The organism is Lacibacter luteus (genome assembly GCF_004118265.1).
Classification (GTDB): domain Bacteria; phylum Bacteroidota; class Bacteroidia; order Chitinophagales; family Chitinophagaceae; genus Lacibacter; species Lacibacter luteus.
In genome coordinates, this window is record NZ_SDHW01000003.1 from 326,787 (window position 1) to 348,596 (window position 21,810).

Annotated in this window: 22 protein-coding genes and 1 pseudogene; 14 read left to right on the forward strand and 9 right to left on the reverse strand. The window is 40.6% G+C overall.

Annotated features, from left to right (window positions below; translation table 11 throughout):
* Positions 1–20: 20 nt before the first annotated feature.
* Positions 21–413: a GxxExxY protein gene (locus tag ESA94_RS12515; protein WP_129131245.1), complete on the reverse strand. Its 393-nt coding sequence runs from the start codon at positions 411–413 to the stop codon at positions 21–23.
* 116 nt (positions 414–529) lie between these two features.
* Here ESA94_RS12515 and rsgA point away from each other — a divergent pair, with 116 nt between their 5' ends.
* Positions 530–1,456, forward strand: coding sequence for a ribosome small subunit-dependent GTPase A (gene rsgA / locus ESA94_RS12520; RefSeq protein ID WP_129131246.1), 927 nt, complete (start codon positions 530–532; stop codon positions 1,454–1,456).
* A 43-nt stretch (positions 1,457–1,499) separates the two neighbouring features.
* Here the strand turns inward: rsgA and ESA94_RS12525 are convergent, their stop codons facing one another.
* From ESA94_RS12525 to ESA94_RS12530, 3 genes are read right to left on the reverse strand one after another with little or no spacing between them, the layout of a single operon-like run.
* Positions 1,500–1,811 (reverse strand): DUF3630 family protein, encoded by a 312-nt coding sequence (locus ESA94_RS12525; protein WP_129131247.1) that lies wholly within the window; start codon positions 1,809–1,811, stop codon positions 1,500–1,502.
* Between the two features lie 54 nt (positions 1,812–1,865).
* Positions 1,866–2,042 (reverse strand): hypothetical protein, encoded by a 177-nt coding sequence (locus ESA94_RS21450; RefSeq protein WP_164972727.1) that lies wholly within the window; start codon positions 2,040–2,042, stop codon positions 1,866–1,868.
* Between the two features lie 47 nt (positions 2,043–2,089).
* Positions 2,090–2,623, reverse strand: a complete 534-nt coding sequence (locus tag ESA94_RS12530; protein WP_129131248.1) for a gamma carbonic anhydrase family protein — start codon at positions 2,621–2,623, stop codon at positions 2,090–2,092.
* Positions 2,624–2,791: 168 nt separating this feature from the next.
* Here ESA94_RS12530 and ESA94_RS12535 point away from each other — a divergent pair, with 168 nt between their 5' ends.
* Positions 2,792–3,973 carry an aspartate aminotransferase family protein gene (locus tag ESA94_RS12535; protein ID WP_129131249.1) on the forward strand — a complete coding sequence of 394 codons (1,182 nt, stop codon included), beginning with the start codon at positions 2,792–2,794 and terminating at the stop codon, positions 3,971–3,973.
* A 19-nt stretch (positions 3,974–3,992) separates the two neighbouring features.
* Here ESA94_RS12535 and ESA94_RS12540 read toward each other — a convergent pair whose 3' ends face one another.
* Entirely contained in the window at positions 3,993–6,491 is a 2,499-nt protein-coding gene (locus ESA94_RS12540; protein WP_129131250.1) for a DUF5686 and carboxypeptidase-like regulatory domain-containing protein, read from the reverse strand.
* A gap of 170 nt (positions 6,492–6,661) precedes the next feature.
* On the opposite strand from ESA94_RS12540, the gene ESA94_RS12545 reads away from it, so the two are divergent.
* The 6 genes from ESA94_RS12545 to ESA94_RS12565 are packed head-to-tail and all read left to right on the forward strand — an operon-like array spanning position 6,662 to position 10,515.
* Positions 6,662–7,327: a hypothetical protein gene (locus ESA94_RS12545; RefSeq protein WP_129131251.1), complete on the forward strand. Its 666-nt coding sequence runs from the start codon at positions 6,662–6,664 to the stop codon at positions 7,325–7,327.
* Positions 7,328–7,347: 20 nt separating this feature from the next.
* The gene (locus ESA94_RS12550; RefSeq protein WP_129131252.1) at positions 7,348–7,650 is read left to right on the forward strand and encodes a winged helix-turn-helix domain-containing protein; all 303 of its coding nucleotides are present in this window, start codon (positions 7,348–7,350) and stop codon (positions 7,648–7,650) included.
* A 51-nt stretch (positions 7,651–7,701) separates the two neighbouring features.
* Positions 7,702–9,048 (forward strand): cell envelope integrity protein CreD, encoded by a 1,347-nt coding sequence (gene creD / locus ESA94_RS12555; protein WP_129131253.1) that lies wholly within the window; start codon positions 7,702–7,704, stop codon positions 9,046–9,048.
* Entirely contained in the window at positions 9,045–9,521 is a 477-nt protein-coding gene (locus ESA94_RS21455) for a Coq4 family protein (RefSeq protein ID WP_164972728.1), read from the forward strand. The genes creD and ESA94_RS21455 overlap by 4 nt, the downstream gene beginning before the upstream one ends.
* A 6-nt stretch (positions 9,522–9,527) precedes the next feature.
* Positions 9,528–9,869 carry a diacylglycerol kinase family protein gene (locus ESA94_RS21460; protein ID WP_164972729.1) on the forward strand — a complete coding sequence of 114 codons (342 nt, stop codon included), beginning with the start codon at positions 9,528–9,530 and terminating at the stop codon, positions 9,867–9,869.
* 4 nt (positions 9,870–9,873) lie between these two features.
* Positions 9,874–10,515 carry a DUF1361 domain-containing protein gene (locus tag ESA94_RS12565; RefSeq protein ID WP_129131254.1) on the forward strand — a complete coding sequence of 214 codons (642 nt, stop codon included), beginning with the start codon at positions 9,874–9,876 and terminating at the stop codon, positions 10,513–10,515.
* 4 nt (positions 10,516–10,519) lie between these two features.
* Here the strand turns inward: ESA94_RS12565 and ESA94_RS12570 are convergent, their stop codons facing one another.
* A complete protein-coding gene (locus tag ESA94_RS12570) occupies positions 10,520–13,966 on the reverse strand; it encodes a hypothetical protein (protein ID WP_240671049.1) in 3,447 nt (1,148 codons plus the stop codon).
* A gap of 70 nt (positions 13,967–14,036) precedes the next feature.
* Here ESA94_RS12570 and ESA94_RS12575 point away from each other — a divergent pair, with 70 nt between their 5' ends.
* Positions 14,037–14,678 carry an MBL fold metallo-hydrolase gene (locus ESA94_RS12575; protein ID WP_129131255.1) on the forward strand — a complete coding sequence of 214 codons (642 nt, stop codon included), beginning with the start codon at positions 14,037–14,039 and terminating at the stop codon, positions 14,676–14,678.
* Here ESA94_RS12575 and ESA94_RS12580 read toward each other — a convergent pair.
* On the reverse strand, positions 14,667–16,178 hold the full coding sequence (locus ESA94_RS12580; protein WP_129131256.1) for an oligosaccharide flippase family protein: 1,512 nt from the start codon (positions 16,176–16,178) through the stop codon (positions 14,667–14,669). The two genes, ESA94_RS12575 and ESA94_RS12580, sit on opposite strands and share 12 nt — an antisense overlap.
* Before the next feature lie 100 nt (positions 16,179–16,278).
* Between ESA94_RS12580 and ESA94_RS12585 the strand changes: the two genes are divergently transcribed.
* Positions 16,279–16,917 (forward strand): hypothetical protein, encoded by a 639-nt coding sequence (locus tag ESA94_RS12585; RefSeq protein ID WP_129131257.1) that lies wholly within the window; start codon positions 16,279–16,281, stop codon positions 16,915–16,917.
* A gap of 40 nt (positions 16,918–16,957) precedes the next feature.
* Here ESA94_RS12585 and ESA94_RS12590 read toward each other — a convergent pair whose 3' ends face one another.
* Together ESA94_RS12590 and arfB are read right to left on the reverse strand one after the other, a co-directional pair.
* Positions 16,958–17,989, reverse strand: a complete 1,032-nt coding sequence (locus tag ESA94_RS12590; RefSeq protein ID WP_129131258.1) for a cytochrome-c peroxidase — start codon at positions 17,987–17,989, stop codon at positions 16,958–16,960.
* 2 nt (positions 17,990–17,991) lie between these two features.
* Positions 17,992–18,396 (reverse strand): annotated as a pseudogene (gene arfB, locus ESA94_RS12595) (alternative ribosome rescue aminoacyl-tRNA hydrolase ArfB); the annotation flags it as partial.
* A gap of 62 nt (positions 18,397–18,458) precedes the next feature.
* Between arfB and dtd the strand changes: the two are divergent.
* The 4 genes from dtd (at position 18,459) to ESA94_RS12615 (ending at position 21,743) form a co-directional block, all read left to right on the forward strand.
* Positions 18,459–18,911 (forward strand): D-aminoacyl-tRNA deacylase, encoded by a 453-nt coding sequence (dtd, locus tag ESA94_RS12600; RefSeq protein ID WP_129131259.1) that lies wholly within the window; start codon positions 18,459–18,461, stop codon positions 18,909–18,911.
* Between the two features lie 36 nt (positions 18,912–18,947).
* A complete protein-coding gene (locus tag ESA94_RS12605) occupies positions 18,948–19,286 on the forward strand; it encodes a nucleotide pyrophosphohydrolase (protein WP_240671050.1) in 339 nt (112 codons plus the stop codon).
* Positions 19,283–20,224 (forward strand): hypothetical protein, encoded by a 942-nt coding sequence (locus ESA94_RS12610; RefSeq protein WP_129131260.1) that lies wholly within the window; start codon positions 19,283–19,285, stop codon positions 20,222–20,224. Before ESA94_RS12605 ends, ESA94_RS12610 begins: the two co-directional genes overlap by 4 nt.
* Positions 20,225–20,285: 61 nt before the next feature.
* The gene (locus ESA94_RS12615; RefSeq protein WP_129131261.1) at positions 20,286–21,743 is read left to right on the forward strand and encodes a glycine--tRNA ligase; all 1,458 of its coding nucleotides are present in this window, start codon (positions 20,286–20,288) and stop codon (positions 21,741–21,743) included.
* Positions 21,744–21,810 lie beyond the last annotated feature (67 nt).

The window sequence follows — 21,810 nt, forward strand, 5'->3', positions numbered from 1 at the left end:
AGGCACGGAATACACGGAGGTTAATACACCACACGTTTTATAGCAAGCTTCGTTCTTCCAAAGTTTAAGATTAACCCGACTTTGCAGCCAGAGCATTTTAAGTAGTTGATTGTTTGAGCGTAGTCTTCATCCACAATTCCTTCTTTTGCCTTCACTTCAAGGATGACATTATCAAACACAACAAAATCTGCATAAAATTTATGCGGTAGAATAATTTCTTTGTAAGGAATGCTATACATTTTTTCACGTGTATACTTGTGACTTCTTTTTCTGAACTCGTATTCAAAAGCATCCTTATAAACGATTTCTAAAAATCCATGACCAAGTATTTTGTGTATTTCTATTCCGGCGTTGATGATCTTATCTGTCTCATCTTTAAAGGGGAAGTCTGCAATTCTGATTTCAGGTGCCATGTTGGTTATTTTTTGTACATCAAATTACTAAGCAACAAAATCACATACAAGCATCGTCTCAATACATTTCCGTGCATTCCGTGACTCCGTGGCAAAAAACACTTTTCTTTGCATCAATGAAGGCCGTCATTTATAAATCTACAGGTAGCTGGTACGTGGCAAAAACCACCGAAGGTAAATTTGTGCAGGCTCGTATCAAAGGCAAGTTTAAAATTGATGGTATTACATCTACCAACCCTATTGCTGTTGGTGACGAAGTGGAGATGATGCTGGATAACGATGTTGAACAGACATGGATCATTTCAGAAATCAGCGACAGGCGCAACTACATCAACCGGCAAAGCCCGCATAACAAACATCAGCACCATATCATTGCATCCAATCTCGACCAGAGTTTGTTGTTTGCTACATTGAAAGAGCCCCGTACTTCGCAAGGGTTTATTGATCGTTTTTTAATTGCATCAGAAGCCTACCATATTCCCAGCATTATTGTATTTAATAAAGCTGATGTGTACCGGAAAAAAGAACAGGAACAGTTTGAAGAATGGAAGAATATGTACGAAGCAGTTGGCTACAAAGTGTTTCTTATTTCGATGGAAACGGGAGTGGGCGTTGATGCGGTAAAGGCGTTGTTGAAAGATAAAACTACATTACTGAGCGGTCATTCAGGAGTTGGCAAATCAACTTTTATTAATGCGGTAATGCCCCATCTTGATCTGCGAACGGAAGAAGTAAGTGGCTGGAGTGGAAAGGGTATGCATACCACCACATTTGCTGAAATGTTCGACCTGCCTTTCGGTGGTTGTATTATTGATACACCGGGTGTAAAAGAATTTGGTTTGTTTGAGATCAGCCGACAGGAACTATCGCATTATTTTCCCGAAATGCAGGCCCTCATAGGCGAATGTCAGTTTAATAATTGTCTTCATCTTGAAGAGCCGGGATGTGCGGTGAAGCAGGCGGTGTCAACAAAAAAAATACATCCTTTACGTTACATTAGTTATTGCGGCATACTGGCCACTATCGATACAAAGAGTTACTAACTGCAGAAGATCATCGGCAGCAAACAAAACTTAGCAGAACTTATTATTCTTCCGGAGAGGCATCTTTCAAAGCATCAACCAATTCTGCAATTGCAGCATTTTCAAAATGATCGCTTTTTTCTTCCAATGAAGGAAAAACAGAAACACCATTAAAAATGTTGAAGCTGAGGGTTAGTGCTGTGCCTTTGTACAAAAAGTCCCAATAAAGCGCTTCAAAATCGTCGAGCTTTTTGGTAAAAGAAATTTTCAGTCTGTCGGCAAGGATATCTGCCCAGCGATGAAATTCTTCAAAACTGGCGTCATCGTCTAAAACTGCTTCGTTATATCCTACATGGTTGCGTAATGTTGGATTCATAGCGGTATTTTTTTGGGTGTTATTAATGGGGGTTAGTAAGCCCGTATATATCTGTTAACTGTTAAATCGTTTTGCTTTCTTCACTTTTTCACCGCTCAGCAATCGCTCCGCACCAACATTTTTGCCATTGGTAGGACAGCCTTCTTTAGGTGTACGTTTAAATACGTTGCAACTGGTCATCATAAATGACAATAAAAAAAGGACAAGTGCTGCTTTGATTATGCTCTTCATATACGTTTTATTTTGACGTTTGGATATGGACAATAGTTGTACCGTTTTTATTTTTCTTCTGTTACGCTTTCCTTAAACCAACCTGCATACTTAAGGTAGTTATTGGCAATGCGGTTTATTTCTCCTTGTATCAACTCCTGGCTGATGTCTTTTACTTTTTTTGCAGGCACACCGGCATAAATGGTTCCGGCTTCAACAATCGTTCCCTCAAGTACCACCGCACCTGCTGCTATAATGGAATTGCTGTGTACCACTGCATTATCCATTACAATAGATCCCATACCAATCAACACATTGTCGTGCAGGGTGCAACCGTGAACCAATGCATTATGGCCGATGCTTACATTATTACCAACGATTGTTTTCGTTTTTTGGTATGTGGCATGCAGCACCGCACCATCCTGTACGTTTACTTTATTGCCCAGCCGAATGCTGTTTACATCGCCACGTATTACGGCATTGAACCAAATACTGCATTCGTCGCCCATTACTACATCACCAACAATGGTAGCATTGGGAGCTATAAAACAATCGTTGCCAAACTCGGGATAAACACCTTCAACAGGAAGTATTACGGGCATCGGAAGCGGGTTTTAATTGAACTGTAAATTTCGCAATGTTTTTTGAGGGTTCATATTATTTCATTGTTTTTTTCAGAGAAAATTGAACGTATCGAACCTCGAATGCCTGCAAAAGCTTGTTTTTAGCAACAGCTGCCTTAAGTTTCCCGACATTTGCATCCATCAGTTATGAATCAACGGGAACTTTTTCTGAAACACGTGGCACAAACATCGCCTGCACCACTTGCACTTGAAATTGTAAAAGCCGAAGGCTGCAATATGTGGGATGCGAAGGGGAAAGAATACATCGATCTTATTGCGGGCATCAGTGTTTGCAATGTGGGGCACCGGCATCCGAAAGTGCTTGCAGCTATTCAACAGCAGTTAGACAAATACATGCACCTCATTGTGTATGGCGAGTTTGTTGAAACGCCGCAGGTACAATATGCCAAACTGCTTACCGATCATTTACCTGCATCGCTTAATTCGGTCTATTTTACCAATTCCGGTGCCGAAGCAACCGAAGGTGCTATGAAGCTGGCTAAACGTGTTACCAACCGTGCAGAAATTGTTGCGTTTAAAAACAGCTACCATGGCAGCACACAAGGTGCGTTGAGTATTATGGGAGATGAATACTGGCGCAATGCATTTCGTCCGTTGTTACCGGCAGTACATCATGCCAACTATAATTCGTTTGAAGATCTTTCCCTCATCACCACAAAAACAGCTTGCGTTATTGCAGAAACTATACAGGCAGAAGCAGGTGTAAATGCTCCAACAAAAGAATGGATGCAGGTATTACGACAACGTTGTACCGAAACGGGAACATTATTAATACTCGACGAAATACAATGTGGCTTTGGCCGCAACGGAACGTTGTGGGCCTTTGAACAGTTTGATGTGGTGCCCGATGTGTTACTCTTAGGCAAAGCATTGGGCGGCGGGATGCCGTTGGGCGCTTTCATTGCAAACAGGGAGTTGATGTGGAAGTTTACTGAGAACCCGGTGTTAGGCCATATCAGTACGTTTGGTGGACACCCGGTTTGTTGTGCAGCAGGTATGGCTGCAATGCAGGTATTGCTCGAAGAGAAATTAGTTGATGCGGTGTTTGAAAAAGAACAGTTGTTCCGCAGTTTATTACAACATCCGAAAGTTGAAGCTATCCGTTCACGTGGTTTGATGATGACGTTGGTCTTTGATAGTTTCGAAACAAACAAAAAAGTAATTGATGCATGTATTGCCAATAGCGTAATTACCGATTGGTTTTTGTTTGCAGCCAACTGTTTACGTATTGCCCCGCCATTAACTATAACGAAAGAAGAAATTAAAAAGGCTTGTTCGGTAATTGTGCGTTGCTTAGATGAGCTGTGATTTGCTTCTGTGGCAACAATTAAAACTGCAACCTGAAGCTTCCAAAAATACCAAAGCGTTTGTATTGTTCCTGTGGCAAGGGTTGTGGTAACAAACGCCACACAAAATCGAAACGCAGTACACGAAAGATGTTATCTACACCTGTTCCCACTTCCATATAAGTTTTGCCATTAAGCGATTGAAATTGATGGCCACGATCGAATACTGTACCCACCTGGTTAAAGCTGCGGTTGGCTTCGCTTAAACTGCCCCAGAGCATTTTCGCTGTCCAGAACTGGCGGAACTTGAGTTTGCGTGTTGGAGCTAACCAGCGGAACATACCGTTGCCGATATTGTGTTCTAAATTGATGCCTGCATATTCATCACTCAAATATTCAAACCTGTTCATGAGGTTGAACGCATACTTGTTGTAATAAAAAATTTCATTACCGGGATGCATTTCCAGCAGAGGGAAAGGTAATGTGCCATACACTTTTCCGCCATATACATTGTAATAGAGCTCGCCGTAGTTGGCTACTTTAAAATAATCGTGTACGGATAAACTTACACGATGGTATTGATAATTGCTTTTCAAAAAACCGGGAAATCCTCTGCTGTATTTCAATTCAGCAATAGGATAAGGGCTGCCTAAACTGGAACGTAAGAAAGTACCTTCTAAAAAACGTTCGAGGTAAGCATAACGTATACGGAAACCAACTTCTGTATTATTCAATGCTTCACCTGTACCATCCGGGTAAATTGATTTGTCAGGTAAGGAACGGATAGGGTTGAATTTTTTTCGTGTTGCAGAAATCTCAAACGTAAAACCTGCATGTGTTTCTTTTGAAAACTCAATGCGTTGTTGTTCTACATGTAAAAACTTTATCGGCACCTGCGATTTGCGTGCGGCAAGTGTAAACACATTATCTGTTCCAACTTCATCGTAATAACGTTGACCATTATCGTAATCGTTGGTGTAGGACATGTATAAACGCACACGGGGATCACGCTTAAACAAATGCGTTATTTCTGCACGGCCTTTAAATTTTTTATCAGTAAAGCCATAAGCAAGGTAACCACGCAACCACCATGTTTTACTGAAGTTTGTACTTGTTCCAATATCCAGTCGTGTACGGAAACCTTCCACAATATTTGAACTCATTACATTGAACCATGGACCATATTCAAAACTGCCGAAAGCTTTATAACCGGTTGCCAGGAAATTAGCAATATCGCTGTAGCGTTTAAACAATGGCATATTCTGCAACGTATCGATCATGTTGTAAATGGCTTTTTCATTTTTAGCCAAGTCTTCATGTCTCGATTCTGTCCAATAGGTTTCCGGTTGTTCAGTAGAACCCGCCAGTAAAATGGTTTCTTCTAGCTTTTTATTTTTCTGCAGTTTCTCCCACACCGTACCCGAGTTGATAAGAATGTCTTTGTAGGTAGTGGTCTTTCTTCCCGTAACCCCGAATTTTTGTTTACCTATGGCCGATACATCCATGATGAATTTATCCTTTGCTAAGAACCAAACACTGTCGTTCACCAGTTTGTACTCCTGTACAATGCTCAGCTTTTCTACATAGTTTACATTAGCTTCTTTGGATAAACGCAGGTTCATTTTTTGCACGGCAAAGGTTGTATCATGTATCCAACAATCGCCTTCAAATGTATTTTCACCTTTTCGTTTTGGAGAGAATACCAAATGAAAAAAGCGTTTGCCTGCAACGTATTGTGTATCGGGCACACGGTAATTGTAAAACGCATCACCATTATCGCTGATGGGGCTGATGAAGCGTTTATCGAAAACCGGTATGTAGTTGTTGTACACGTTAATGTTCTGATCCATACCACCTAATAACTTCTGCACGCTTTCGTTTTTTAAACCCGATGTGCGGCTGGCTTTAATTTCTTCTCTACGGCGTAACGGCGTTTTTTGAAAATAGTAATTGGAAATCGTTTCGGTAAGGAACACCGGAAGAAATGGTTTTTCTTCACTTGTACTGTCGATGTTCTGATCCATGATAAAACCAAACGGTTTTAATGGGCGAATGTTCTTGAACTTTTCTTTATTGAAACGGTTGAGATCGATCTCCAGTTTGTTATATAATTCGTATCCAAAGTTTTCAAAGCGGTAGCGATCGTTTACAGGTTTTTGCCGAACTACTTTTCGCCATAAAATCCATCCTCTTCCGTATTTCGATTTCACTACTACTTCTTTTCCTGCGCTGCCACGTTCGAGTTGAATGGTTAGAAAAACAGTATCGGTATTTGTATTGGGAATGGGAGCAGTAATGCTGTTATAGCCAACATAGCTGATGAGTAATGAATCGGCAGAAGTGATAGCCGTAAGATGCAGTGTGAAATTTCCTGCAGAATCAGTAAGCTTACCGGTGTTTGTGTTTTTTAAAACAACAGATGCAAACGGGATGGGTTCGTCGGAGTGTGAATCTTTAACGATGCCGGTTATCACTTTTACTTGCGAAAAAGCCGAAATACCTGCAACACATAACAGTACTAAAAGAAAGCTATACTTCATCCGGTTATCTGAGTGATCGTTGAAGCGATAAAATTAGCGATTCCTGTTTTGCTGCCATCAGGAGATTTACTTCGATGATTGCGCTTTTTCGGAAGTTAATGTTAAAAAGAAGCTTCAAAATTTGGAGAAATGGCTTTTTTTGAATTTACTTTGTAAAACAAAGTGCTTTTATGACAGATCAAAATCAAACGCTTGAAACAATAAGGGACATCCGTAACATTATGGACAGAAGCAGCCGCTTTTTAAGCTTAAGCGGTTTAAGTGGCGTTGCGGCAGGTGTTTGTGCTCTCATTGGTGCATGGTTTGCCAACAATGTTATTGAGGGATCTGATGCAGCGAGAACAGTAAAGGCTGGAGGTGTGCGTGAATACAAAACTGTAGATGATGGTCTGGGTATTCTTCATTCGTTTATGGGGCACCGTTTGTTTATGATTGCAGGTATAACATTGGTATCGGCAATTGTTGTAGCAGTTATATTCACTTATCTGCGCAGCAGTAAACAAGGTATTCCTTTGTGGAGTTCAACATCGCAACGTCTTATATGGAATGTAGCAGTACCACTTGCAGCCGGCGGATTGTTTTTATTAAAATTGATTGAAGCAGGAGTGTTTGGTTTAATAGCATCAGGCTGTTTAATTTTTTATGGTCTGGCATTGGTAAACGGCGCAAAGTATACACTTGGGGAAATACGGTTTTTAGGATATGGTATGCTGCTGCTGGGTATAATCAGTTGTTGGTTTCCGGGTTATGGTCTTTATTTTTGGGCCGCCGGTTTTGGATTACTGCACATTATTTACGGAATTGTAATGTGGAATAAATACGAGCGGCAGGCTTAAGCGAATCAGAACAGGAATGCATGAAGAATCCGATTGAACAATTACAGAAAGTTTTCGACAGCCGTGTGCGGCTGGGCGTTATGAGTGCACTGATGGTGAATGACCAGGTAAGTTTTAATGAGCTGAAAGAACTTATACAGGTAACCGACGGTAATCTTGCATCGCATTTAAAGGCATTAGAAGAAAATGGTTTTATAAAAGTGAACAAGGGCTTCGTTGGCCGTAAAACAAACACAACTTATGCTGTTACAAAAGCAGGAGAGAAAGCTTTTCGTTTACATCTCGACGCATTGGAGCAAATGATCAAACAAATGGGGAAGTAATTTTTTTGCATATATACTTTGTAATTCAAAGCACTTTTAAAAAATGATACAATGGACACACAACAACAAACATTCTGGCAACGCTACGGGCTCTTTTTTAAATCGATGGTCGTTGGTTTTCTTATGCTCGTATTACTTATTCCTGCTTCTTTTATTCAAGGCCTGGTGCGGGAGCGGCAGGAGCGTCAAACGGAGGTAATTGCAGAGGTAAGTTCAAAATGGGCTTCGGCACAAACCATCAATGGTCCGTTTTTATTAATTCCTTATTTAGATTATCAGCCTGCAGAAAATGGAAAAGTACTTGCATACAAACGCATGCTGCATTACATGCCCGATGCATTGGAAGTTGATGGCAAACTCATGCCCGAAGTAAAACACAGAAGTATATTCAAAATTGTATTATACAAATCGGATATTCTGCTAAAGGGGAAAATTTCTCCTTTGCAATTGACAAAAGCAGGAATTGATCCCAACAATATTCAATGGAACGAAGTGCGGTTGTGTTTAGGCATTACCGATAACCGTGGTATTGCGGAATCGCTTGTATTGAACTGGAATGGTCAGCCAATGGAAATGGAGCCCGGCTTTCCCGAAACAGAAATTGCAGCTTCGGGAGTAAGTATGCTGGTGCCCGATGCTGTCCGTTTAAAAGATTCCGCATCAACATTTCAATTAAAACTAAAGCTTAACGGATCGGAACGTTTATACTTTACACCATTGGCGAAACAAACCAGCGTACAAATGCAATCGAGCTGGCCCGATCCTGCATTTGACGGAAAATTTTTACCACAGCAATCTGTTGTAAAACCCGAAGGCTTTACAGCAAAATGGAACATCCTGCATTTTACAAGAGATATTCCACAGGTATGGAAAACAGGTAAGCACGATGTACATACGTATGTTTTTGGTGTTGGGTTATTGCAGGGCATCGACTCGTACAGTAAAACCATGCGTGCAGTAAAATATGCATTGCTGTTTATTGCACTTACCTTCTGCTTATTCTTCTTTATTGAAATACTGAAAAAGCGGAGTGTGCATCCGTTGCAATACATTCTTGTTGGGCTGGCGCTTTGTATTTTTTATACGTTGCTTTTGTCGGTATCGGAATACACAGGTTTTAATATTGCTTATGTTATTGCATCGCTGGCAACAATTGGTCTTATTACAACCTACACGTACAGCATTTTTAAAAAAGCCGGAGTAGCTGCTGCACTAGCCGCTTTCCTCTCTGCTCTTTATGGCTTCATTTATATTTTAATTCAGTTGCAGGACGGTGCATTGTTATTCGGCAGTATTGGCTTATTTATTCTGCTTGCAATTGTTATGTTTTATTCAAGAAGAATTGATTGGTATGGTGACACTAAAAAATCTGTAAACAATTCAACACCTGTTGTATGATAAAGTTGCTGAAGAAATTACGGAGCCAGTTGCTGGTATTGCTTACACATACGTTTGCATTGCCGGTGTTAAAGATCGTGCGGCGGAAAAAGAAGTTCCCGTACAACATGGAACAATTGAGCGCATTGCCTTTTGATACTGTTGGCAACGAAGTGTGGCAATTGCTGAATGAAAATAATCTTCGTCTGCTGCCTTATTACGAACGGCACGATATTAAGCATGTGGTGCTGGGTTATCCCTTTAGCGATGAAGGAGAAGTGTGTCTGCAGTTCTTTATGCTGGCAAACAGGCGTGTTTCGTTTCCTGTACTTGCAACAGTTATTTATGGGTTGGCAACAATGCCGGAGTATTATACTTCGTTCCGTAAAGCTTATGCAAGAGGAAAGGAAGCCGGAGATCTTTCGAAGCTTGATTGGTTTGGTATTATGCCCGAACTGTTGATGGATGTTCGCAAAAACTATAATGTAAAATAAAATTGTATGCGATCGTTTTATTATGCCATTAGTGGTTTAATGTATGCATTACGAAGAGAGTATAACCTGCGGTTACATGCAGGCAGTGCAGCTGCTGTATGCATCGCAGGACTCTTTCTGCATATTTCAAAAACAGAATGGTTGCTTGTGGTTGCAGCAGTTGCAGCAGTTATTGCAGCAGAGTTGATTAATACGGCCATCGAAGTATTGTGCAATCATGTAACGCCCGAACATCACCCGGCCATAAAACAAGTGAAAGATATTTCAGCTGCAGCAGTACTGGTAGTTAGTGGTGCTGCGGCAATAACCGGGGCTATCATCTTTATTCCTAAACTTTTTTCATTGTAAATCTATGCAACGCATCTTTATCTATTCTGTGGGCTTTTCCATTTTATTGTTTGCTTTTCGGGTATTCTATACCGGTAGTTTCATGTTTTTCTTTATACCGTGGAATTTATTTCTGGCATGGTTGCCCTTATTCTTCAGCACTAAACTCAACGATGCAGCTTACAGTTTTCGCAATGTATTGTTGTTTGGGTTGTGGTTACTCTTTTTTCCAAACTCGCCTTATTTAATTACCGATCTGTTTCATTTGCAGGAACGGGCAGGTGTGCCATTGTATTTCGACCTGGTATTGTTGTTTATGGCTGCCTGGAACGGTTTAATGATGGGTTTGTTTTCGCTGCGTAATATTGAACGTGTATTGCTGCAACGGTTCCCGGCAAAAAAAGTAAATGTACTGATCGTGTGTTTTATTGTATTGTGTGGTTTTGGTATTTACCTCGGCAGGTACGATCGGTATAACAGCTGGCATATACTTACACAGCCATTCGATCTGCTTTATGGAATTGGTACGAAGTTGATTTCTCCATTTGAATACCCACGTGTGTGGGCAGTAACAATTTTGTTTACAGTCGTGCTGTTGCTGATCTATGAAACACTAAAGAAAATGCCTGCTCTTTTTGGAGAGCAGGCATCTGTAAAAAAGAATTGAATCATTAGAAGTCGAAGCCCAACGACACATGCATTTGCGGACGGCCTTTGAATATGCCACTCATCTGCCAGCCTGCATCGTAACGGATAAAATAACCAAGCAGTGTACTTCTTGCACCAAAACCATAGCTGCCGAGGAAAGGACCAATGCCCGGTGCTTTAATGGTTACAGTTACAGGGCTGTTTGGATTACTGGGATCGCTGTACGTAATTTCCGGACGACCAATTTTATTGTACTGACCATTCCATGCAGTACCTAAATCGATAAACTGCACCAGCTGGAAGTTGCGCAGAAATGCATTGTTAATTGGCTTATTAAAGAGTGTAGCAAAAACAGGCAAACGTAATTCACTGTTAATTACAACTGCATTATTTCCGTTAGCAGCGTTTTGTGTAAAACCTCGTAAGTTAACAGCAAGCGATTCGTAAACATAGCTTACATCATTTGCTGGTTTGTTGGCAGTATTAAAGTAACGTTCTTTAACCGCACCATTTCTTATAACCTGGTTTGGTCCAAACATTAACCAGCCATCAGTACCACCAAGGTAGTAAACCAATTTATTATCTCCCCATGAAACATCTGCTGCACCACGTACTGCCCAGATAAAGTTGCGGTAAATGCGCAGGTAATGCCGTACATCAAAACCAAAATTAAATGTATTATCGCCGGGGCGCACTGCATAGTTACCTCCTAAACGATGGAACATTTCCATCCACGCTTTTGCACGGAACCCAACCCAGATATTTGTTGCAGGGTTGATACTGTTATCGTGTACAAATTCTGCACGACCTACTGCAAAATTTTCATCAAACGGTTGTTGTTGTAATGAGCCGGGTACCTGGTCATCGCTCTTGATATGATACATATCACGACGTAAAGCTGCGGTAAAACGTAAGCTTTGTACTTCGTTGAAAGGATAAGAAACATTACCTTGATAAATGCTGGTAATGCCCTGTACTGAATTACTGATGGTGCCGCCGGATGTTTGCAAACCAAGTGAAGAAGTTGAGCGGTAGTAAGTAAGTCCCCAATCGATACGGCGACGAAGATTATCGAAACGCATGTACACTTCATTATCCTGCAAACCATAGTTCATACGGAACATACCGGTAAACTTATAATCCTCCATAAACTCCATTGCACCTACACGGAACATGCCGTTTAACGGATTATTATTTCCAAGATTTACAGGGCCTGTTGCACCGGAATAAGGTTGAAAGCGGTTAATGAGCAATGCACTGTTCGATGCAAAGTTTGTACTTACATTATCAATAAAATATTTCTTCTTGTATGGGAACAAACGCATGCGGCTAAGCACTTCTTCTCTGCTTTGTGCTTTAGCACCCATCAGCTTTTCTGTAGTTTGTTGAGCAGAATCAGTTTTAAATTCTGTTTCAAAAAAATCGGTAGGTGGTTTTTGTATTGCCGATGAACTATCTACAATATCGGTACGTTGATTTTTATCTTCGCCTGCAATTTTATCGAGCCTTGTCATACGTTTCACATACTCGGTAGGACGTGCATTTACATTACGTTTGCGCAATGTGTTTTCATCAACTTTTAATTTGTACAGGAATTTAAACTCGCCCTGGCGGTTAACTTCTGTAACCTGCCCGTTATCGCCTGCAATGCGTGTTTCCAACACACTACTTTGATAGTTGGTGATGGGGAAGGTGTACGAACTATCGTCGGTAACACGGAAGGTGTAAACCGAATCGGGCTCCTGTTTATTCCATGCCTGTAAGGTTGAATCGAGTTCTTTCGGTTCGGGGTTACGCAACAGTTCATCGCCAACCTGGAAAATAGTATCTAAACCTGCCGCAGTAGTACTGAAGAAACCTGCCCAGCGGTTACCAATACCATTTTGCTCACTGATGAATGTAAAGTGATTCATGTTGTATTGCATGGGGTAGCGGGCATTACCATAAGGTATATTACTCAGCTGCGAAATTTGTTTGAATTCTGATTTGTTCCAGTTATCGATGAGGAAAACATTGTAACGGTCTTTGGGTAAAACCGTATCGCCTGTTGGAGCATTGGGCGATGGACGGTTACTGGAAAAGATGATGCCTGTTTTGTTAGGAAAGGCAACAAAGCTTGCATCCAGATCGTCGTACACATCGTTGGTAACCTGTTCTTCTTTCATGCGATCGATCTTGTAAACAAACACATCGCTTTGGCCACCTTTAACAGCACTCATCACCAATGTATTTGCATCGAGCATGTATTGCATATCATTCACCTGTTCAAAAGGCAACTCCACATTCTTTACTGTTTTAATGCGGCGAAAAGCATCGTACACATTCAACAACACTTTTCCTTTTTCCCAAACAATCATTGCAATACGAGTGCCTTTCGGATCCCATGCCAGCAATGGATAATTCGGATTGGGTTGTTCTTCGAGGTTACGAACACCACTCTTCCACAATACCTTTTCCGAAATAAAATTCTCGTTCAGTATAACTCTTGTTTGTCCTTTTTTGTATTCAACAACAGCGTAGGTAAAGCTCTTTGGATTGGGGTTTGCCTGGAAACGGAAATAATCAGCTTTGCCAATTTCTTTTGGTAAGGTTAAACGACCTGCAGGTACATTTCTTCTTGCACGGATATCTTTAAAATATTTATCACGGTTGTAAACCATGAAATCTTTGAGTAAATCCTTCAGTTTCTTTTTTGCAATGGTATTGGTTGCACGGTTTACATTTTTATAAATACGGCTGAGGTAAAGCATGTACGTAACATTTTCTTTACGATACTTCTCTTCAATATAATACCAGAATGCATGGCCGGCCAATTCGGGTTGTACATGTGCAAAGTGGTAGAAGTTTTTGTACTCCGAACCAATCATCGCACTTTTTAATTCGTTATCAAGTTTAGGGCTCCAGTTTTCTGCTACGTAAGAAATATAACCATCCGTCATCCATTGTGGTAAATCCAGCAAAGCCTGGTTTTGTGCAAACTCACCCAAATCATCACCAAACAATAATGTTTCAACAAGCACTTTGGCAATACCTTGTTTTATCTGGCGGCGGAGATCGTTATGATCGCCATTGTAATAAACCACCATCTTGTTATTAACGAGCTTGGTTAAACCGCCGGCGTTGGGGTAGTCGAGCCCCATGCCAATGTTTGATTGTTTAAAATCGTTGAAGTTGTTATAAAGTACAATATTGATGCGGCGCTGTACTGCAAACTCAACAAAATCTTCAATGCCCGGCAATTCTTCTTCTGCCACCTGTGTTGCAAACTTGGCCAGCTCCAAACCGTTAAGCGTATAGTGTACATTAAAGTTTGGACTTTGATAAAAGCTCCATTTAAACTTAGTATGCTGCACACGGTTCTTCCCAAACTCCACCGTGTTTACCTGCGCAGAAATATGATTTAAGAACAAAATAAAAAGAAGCGATGCTGTAACAGTAAGTCTTAGGAAGCCTTTCACTTGAATTCGCATATTTTCGTGTTGAATCATTAAGAGAAGTTGGTTTGGGAAAACCAGTATTTAAAAGTACAAAAATCAATCCATGTTCATTGTTAAAGCTTTTACATTCAGCCCTGTTCAGGAAAACACATATGTACTGTATAACGAACAAAAGGAGGCGTTCATTATAGACCCCGGCTGTTATTTTGAAGAAGAACGGGAAGAGCTGGCCCGGTTTCTTCACCAAAACAAACTCACTCCTGTAAAGCTCCTTAACACGCATTGCCACCTCGACCATGTGTTTGGTAATAAGTGGGTACATGAACAATATGGTTTGGAATTACACCTGCATCCAAATGAACAGCGTGTATTAGACTATGCTCCGGCCAGTGGTTTAATGTGGAACCTACCTTTTGATAATTACAATGGTCCGCTGCATTGGTTGAACGAAGGCGATGAAATTTTACTGGGAAGCGATAAGGTTAAGGTTTTGTTTGCTCCCGGTCATGCTCCCGGGCATGTTTGTTTTTATTGCGAAGCACAAGGCTTTGTTATTGGAGGCGATGTATTGTTCAGGGGAAGCATTGGCCGTACCGATTTACCCGGTGGTAACCACGAAACTTTGCTCAACAGCATCCGTACACAACTGTTTACATTGCCCGACGAAACAACGGTGTATAGCGGTCATGGACAACCGACAACCATCGGTTACGAAAAAAAGTACAATCCTTTTTTAGCGGGCTGATATAAACTTGCCAATGTAGGGCAGGCCTTGCAATTCCTTTCGTTCCACCTGTACCACAAGCCAGGTAAAAAAGCCCAGCAATAATGTGCCGGTAAGTATGCTGAACCATAACGGTGCATACAGTAACAGAATCAGTTTATGCAGCACTACCAGAATGGTTACAACTATAAGATAGTTGATGATTTTTTTACGGGCATAAGGAACAGGATAATGCTTTTGGCCCAACACATAACTGCTCACCATCATCAATAAATAACAGCTGAAGGTTGCAATGGCTGCACCCCAGTAATGAAACTTGGGAATTAATACAATGTTGAGTAACACGGTTACTACAGCCCCGGCAATGGTAATAACTGCACCATACATATTTTTATTGGTGAGCTTATACCAAACGCTGAGGTTATAATAAATGCCGAGGAAAATATTGCCCATTGCCAGCAACAGCACCACATTCATACCCTCGCCCCATGCTTTCGATTTTAGAGTGAGGATCCATTTCAAAACATCGAGATACAACCCAATGCCAAGGAACAAAAAGCAGCAGGCTATTACAAAAAACTTCATTACCCGTGCATAGGTGCGTGGCGCATCTTCGTCTTTGGCCCGGTTAAAAAAGAAAGGCTCGGCTGCCATACGAAAAGCCTGTATCATAATTGTAATGAGTACAGCAATACGATAAATATTGGCAAACACACCCAGTTCATGTTTGGCTTGTTCCTTTGGCAGATCAACCACATGCTGGTACACCAGCCGGCTAAGCATATCATTGATCATACCACCTAAACCAACAACGATAAGTGGGTAGCTGTAGTTCATTACTTCTTTCCACAATGCACTGTCGAAATTGAAACGGATCTGCTTCCATTCCTTCCAAAGCAATAGAAAGGTAAACAGGCTGCCACACAAATTACCAATGAGGTAATAACCAATGCCCACATCTTTACTGTAAAAAGTGCCAATGAAGCTATCGGGATTGTTTTTTGCGTAAGAAGGAAGAATACCAAGAAACGTAAATACAATAAGAATGTTTACAGCAATGCCTGCCACACGAACAAAAGCATATTTCTTCGGACGGTTCTCCTGTCGCAAACGGGCAAAGGGTAAAGTAGCTAACGTGTCGAAGAACAAAATACCCAGCATCCAGATAATATATTCAGGGTGATCGTTAAGCCCGGCCGCTCCCGCAATGCTGCCACGAAAAATATAAAGCAAAACCGAAAACAAAATGGTTGTAACAAAAATGGAAAGGCTTAAGGTATTGTAAAGAGCTGTTCTGTCTTTTTCGTTCGAGTAACGGAAGTAAGCTGTTTCAACACCATAGGTAAATACAATACTTAAAAAAGGAATGATGGCATAAACCTGCGTAAGATCGGCCGTAACGGATGGCTGTGCAAAAATGAATGGCAATGCCATGTTCATTAAATAACCCAGGAAGCGACTTGCGATCGTGGGTAAACCATACCATAAAGTTTGTCCGGCTAATTTTTTTACGCTGCTCAAGTAAGGATAATTACGATTTGTAAAAATAGGGAAACATCAAACCAATATCATGCAACCGATATGTATTGTTTTCTATCTTCAACTCACAAAATAAGTTTATATGAAAAAACAGCTACTCTTTTTAGTTGCTATCTTTTTGGTTGCAGTGAGTGTGAAGGCTCAGAACTTTGGCGAACTGGAAGTGCAAAAGAAAAAAATTCCTGCTATTATTACTGATGTACCCTACACTCCATCTGTAACTGAAGATGCCATCAGGCAAAAATTCAGCCAAATGGGCTATAGTGCAAAAGAAAGTAAAGGGGTGTACACGTATAAAGCAGTACGGATTCCTGAAATAATGGAAGAAACCTTTGATCTGTTATTGAAAGTTGAACGCAAGAGTCGTAAGGAAAAAGATGAAAGCGTTGTGTACTTCGTGGTAACCCGGGCAAATGAAAATTATGTAAAAGCTACTGATGATGCAGTATTGATCGCTAAAATAAAACAGTATTGTCTTGGATTTATTCCGTTAGCAGAAGCACAGGCATTGGAAGTAGAAATTAAAGGCCAGGAAGACAAAGTAAAATCGAATGAGAAAAAGCTGAAAGATTATGAAGATGAAAGTGTGAGCCTGGAAAAACGTTTACGCAAACTGCAGGAAGATATTGAAGAGAATAAGAAGAATATTGAAAAGCAGAAAGGCGAAGTAGAAAATCAGAAAAAAGCATTGGATATACTTAGAGCAAAACGAAAAGCTTAGTGCAATGTTTAATAGCAGCCCCGGTAATGCCGGGGTTTTTTTATTGTGGTGCGGCAAAGTTGCTGTTGCCGGTAAAATTGTTATCGGTTAATGTGCGGAAGAAATCGATGAGTGCTGTGCGTTCGTTTGTTGACAGTGAAATGCCATTGCTGAGCAACGGATCGATTGTTACACTTTGCTGCACACCTGTCTGGTAATGATCGAATACCTGAGAGAAGGCAACAAATCTGCCATCGTGCATAAACGGGTAACTTTTAAACAGGTTGCGTAAAGAAGGTACACGAAATTTCAACGAATCGGTTTTGTTATTTGTTACACGCATACGTCCGAAATCGTTTAATGCAGTAACGGGCAAACCTATATTGCGGTAGCTGTTGTTGGTGAACAGTGGCTCGGTATGGCAACTGTTGCATTTGCTTAAGAAAACACTATAACCCGCTTGCTCACTGATTGTAAACGATGCAAGGCCCAGTTTAACTGAATCGTATTTTGTATTGGCGCTGATGAATGCGGAAATAAATTGCGTGAGTGCAGCATAGATACGCTGCTGATTTATTTCGGTACTGCCATACATTTTCGCAAACTGTTGTGGATAGCGGCTATCGGTTTTAAGTTTATTGATAACAGATGTTATGTTTTCGTCAAACTCAATACTGCTGTTAATATGTGCAGTGTAAACATCTTCCAGGGCAGTGTATTTTCCGTCCCAGCCAAAGCTTGTTTGCCATGCAAGGTTAAATAAACTCATGGCATTGCGTATGCCATGCGCACCATTTACACCATGACTTAAATCGTGATTGTATGTACCAAATGCAGCAACCTGTTCGTGGCAGGAGCCGCAGGAAATGCTGCCATCTTTTGAAAAACGGTTATCGTAAAATAAACGGCGGCCCAGCTCAAACCCTTCTTTGGTTATTGGGTTACGTTGATAATAATCTGAAGCAGGGAAATACGCAGGTACAGCAACAGGATAAGCCGTTAGTTCCAGCTTATGTTTACGGCAGGCATCCATTGTCCAAACAAAGAGAACAATGAAGGTTGCAATAAAAAAAATGCTGTTTCTTTTTTGCATAGTTAATAATCCGATAAACGCACTTTCTTACGGGTTTGTTTTTGCTCGCCCTGCTTTTTCTTGCTCTCGATCCGTTTTTCTTTTGCTGCCCTGGAAGGTTTGCTGGCAATGCGTGCTTTTTTAGGTGTCAGCGCTGTTGCAATCAGCTCGTTTATTTTTCGTATCACTTCTTCTTTGTTCGATTGCTGTGTACGGTGCACCTGACTTTTTACCAGCAGCATTCCTTCTTTATTAATACGGTTGCTGAGCTTTTCGAGCAGCAATTGTTTTTGCTGATCGGTGAACATAGCCGATGATGCAACAGCCCAATAGCCCATCACCATTGTTTCTACCTTGTTTACATTTTGTCCGCCGGCGCCGCCGCTACGTGCAGTCTGAAACTGAATTTCGCTGCTCACATCTTTTATCATACATCAAACCCGAAGCGTTGTATTTTCGGTTTTCGAATGTACAACCAAATAAAGAATTTATGAGAGCGGTACTGCAACGAACAGCACATGCATCTGTTAAAGTTGATGGACAAATTACCGGTGCCATTGCAAAAGGGTTGCTGGTTTTAATTGGTATTGAAGATGCAGATACAACAGAAGATATGGAATGGCTGGCAGCAAAAATTGTGAACCTGCGCATTTTTGATGATGAGAGTGGCGTAATGAACTTGAGTGTAAAAGATGTAGGTGCCGATATTTTACTGGTGAGCCAGTTTACATTGCATGCATCAACAAAGAAAGGAAACAGGCCATCGTACATAAAAGCAAGTAAGCCCGATTTTGCAGTGCCGATGTATGAAAAGATGATCGTACAACTGGAAAAAGAACTGGACAAAAAAATTGAAACAGGGCTGTTTGGTGCCGATATGAAAGTAGAGTTGTTGAATGATGGTCCGGTTACGATTGTAATTGATACGAAGAATAAGGAGTAATTTGATAATTATTGAATTTGAAAATTTGAAAATGAAATGGCAACAGAATTGACAATTAAACAGGCGCAGGTTGAAGTGGATCAATGGATTAAAACAGTAGGCGTGCGTTATTTTAACGAGTTGACCAACCTTGGAATTTTGATGGAAGAAGTGGGAGAGTTGTCGAGGTTAATGGTAAGAAAGTACGGCGAGCAATCATTTAAAGAAAGCGATAAAGGAAAAGAACTGAGCGACGAGATGGCCGATGTGCTGTGGGTATTGATTTGCCTGGCTAACCAAACAGGTGTTGATTTAACAGAAGCACTTGAGAAGAATTTTGAGAAGAAGAATATTCGTGATGCCAACCGGCACCAGGAAAATGAAAAGTTGAAATGATGAATAGTGTTGACCTGTCTGAAGAACAACGAATAGAACAAGCTATAGAATATTGCCTGTTGTTATTTGAGGAAGGAATGTTTGAAAGCCAAATTATAACTACAATACAGAATGTTTTTAAGTTAAGTAAAGTAAATGCTGAATTATCTTTTTTAAAAGCTAAGCAGTTAAATGCAAAAAAGTACAGTAAATCAAGGGTTAGAAAAGTTTGGATAGTAGCTGTCAATTTTATTTTAACGACGCTAACTTCTTTATTGATTTATATAGCAGCAGATGAAATGGAGAGTATAGTTTATAAAATTGTTGCTGCTTTGTTTGCACTAACCTCATTTTCCAGTTTAATTATTCTGTTCAAACTTTTGTTTGAACGATTAGAGTTAAACAAAAATATTACAACTAAAAGCAGATCCAATCCAGTAATTTTTCAAATACTTGTTATTGCTGTTTTCTTCTTTTGTGCCTTCCTGTTCATCTACAAAACAAAAGATGGGGAAGTTGATATCAATAAAATAAAAGAAATTAATCATTTGATTTTAAAAGAGAAAGTAAAAAAGGGAGAAACCGGTGGCAAAACATCCTATTATTATTACGAATTTTATTTTCATAATAATCCACATAAATTTCGGATTCCGCAGCAGATATATAAATATTCGAATGAAAGAATTGGTGAAACCGATTTTAAAGTTGGAGATACTCTTTCTATTCAGGTACGTGAATTTGATTTGCCGGAATTTGAACAAAAAACAGATCCGACGGTCATAAATATTATTAATATAACTCTAAATGGGAGATTTGTCATTGATCATGTTAAACGAAATCTAAGTATACGAAGGTCAAACCGAGAGAATTTTTCCTATGCAGCCATCGCCTTACTGATGATTGTTTTAGGAATTGTTTTTTTTGAAATTTATCAAAGGTATCTAAAGCCCAATCACTAACGTTACTGCATAAACTACCCTCCAAAACGCTTATCTTTGCCCACCTTCAAAAACAGCGAACATGGCGAACGAAAAGCTTTTTGCAAATATTATCTCTCACGCTAAGGAGTATGGCTATATTTTTCAGTCTTCAGAAATTTACGATGGTTTAAGTGCGGTGTACGATTACGGCCAGTACGGATCGCAGCTGAAGAAAAACATTCGTGATTTTTGGTGGAAAAGCATGACCCAGCTGCACGACAATATCGTTGGTATTGATGCGGCCATCTTTATGCATCCCACCACCTGGAAAGCCAGCGGCCACGTAGATAATTTCAGCGATCCCATGATCGATAACAAGGACAGTAAAAAACGCTACCGTGTAGATCATTTAATTGAAGGTTTTGCAGAAACACTGCCTGCTGCTGAAAATGCAGCTTTGATTGCAAAAATGGAACAGCTGTTAGCGGCAGATGATTTTGCCGGCATTAAACAGCTGATCGAGGATAATAAGATCAAGTGTTCGGTAAGTGGCACTGCTAACTGGACCGATGTGCGTCAATTCAACCTCATGTTCTCCACCGAGTTTGGAGCTGTAAGCAGCGACAATCCGGACGATAATATTGTGTACCTGCGTCCCGAAACGGCACAGGGTATTTTTGTAAACTTCCTCAACGTGCAAAAAACCGGCCGTATGAAAATACCGTTTGGTATTGCACAAACAGGTAAAGCTTTTCGTAACGAAATTGTGGCCCGTCAGTTCATTTTTCGTATGCGAGAGTTTGAACAAATGGAGATGCAGTTTTTTGTTCGCCCCGGCACAGAACTGGATTGGTATGCAAAATGGAAAGAAACCCGTTTGCAATGGCATAAAGATCTTGGATTACCTGCTGAGAAATTGCGTTTTCACGATCACGTAAAGCTGGCACACTACGCTAATGCAGCGGTTGATATTGAATTTGATTTCCCATTTGGCTGGAAAGAACTGGAAGGTATTCACTCCAGAACCGATTACGACCTCCGTCGCCACCAGGAGTTCAGCAAAAAGAAAATGCAGTATTTCGATAACGATCTTAATGCAGAAGGTAAACCATACGGCAACTATATTCCTTATGTAGTTGAAACTTCGGTTGGTTTAGATCGTTTGTTCCTCACTGTGTTGAGCAATGCCTACCACGAAGAAGAAGTACCGACAGCGGAAGAAGGCAAAACAGATGTTCGTACAGTTTTACGTCTTCCGGCTAAAATTGCTCCCATTAAGCTGGCGGTGTTTCCGCTAACTAAAAAAGACGGTTTGCCCGAACTGGCAGAAGACATTATTAAAGATTGCCGTCCGCATTTTGCCTGTTTTTACGAAGAGAAGGATGCAATCGGTAAGCGTTACCGCCGCCAGGATGCCATTGGAACTCCTTTCTGCGTAACAGTTGACCATCAAACCAAAGAAGATGGAACCGTTACCATCCGAAACAGGGATACTTTAGTACAGGAAAGAATACCCGCTTCAGCCGTTAAACAATTTATTATCAATTCTATTGCATAATTGCTGGAAGTGAATTAATTTGCCCCCTGAGCGCTCAAATTTTTATTAGCAGACCCAAATCAATACT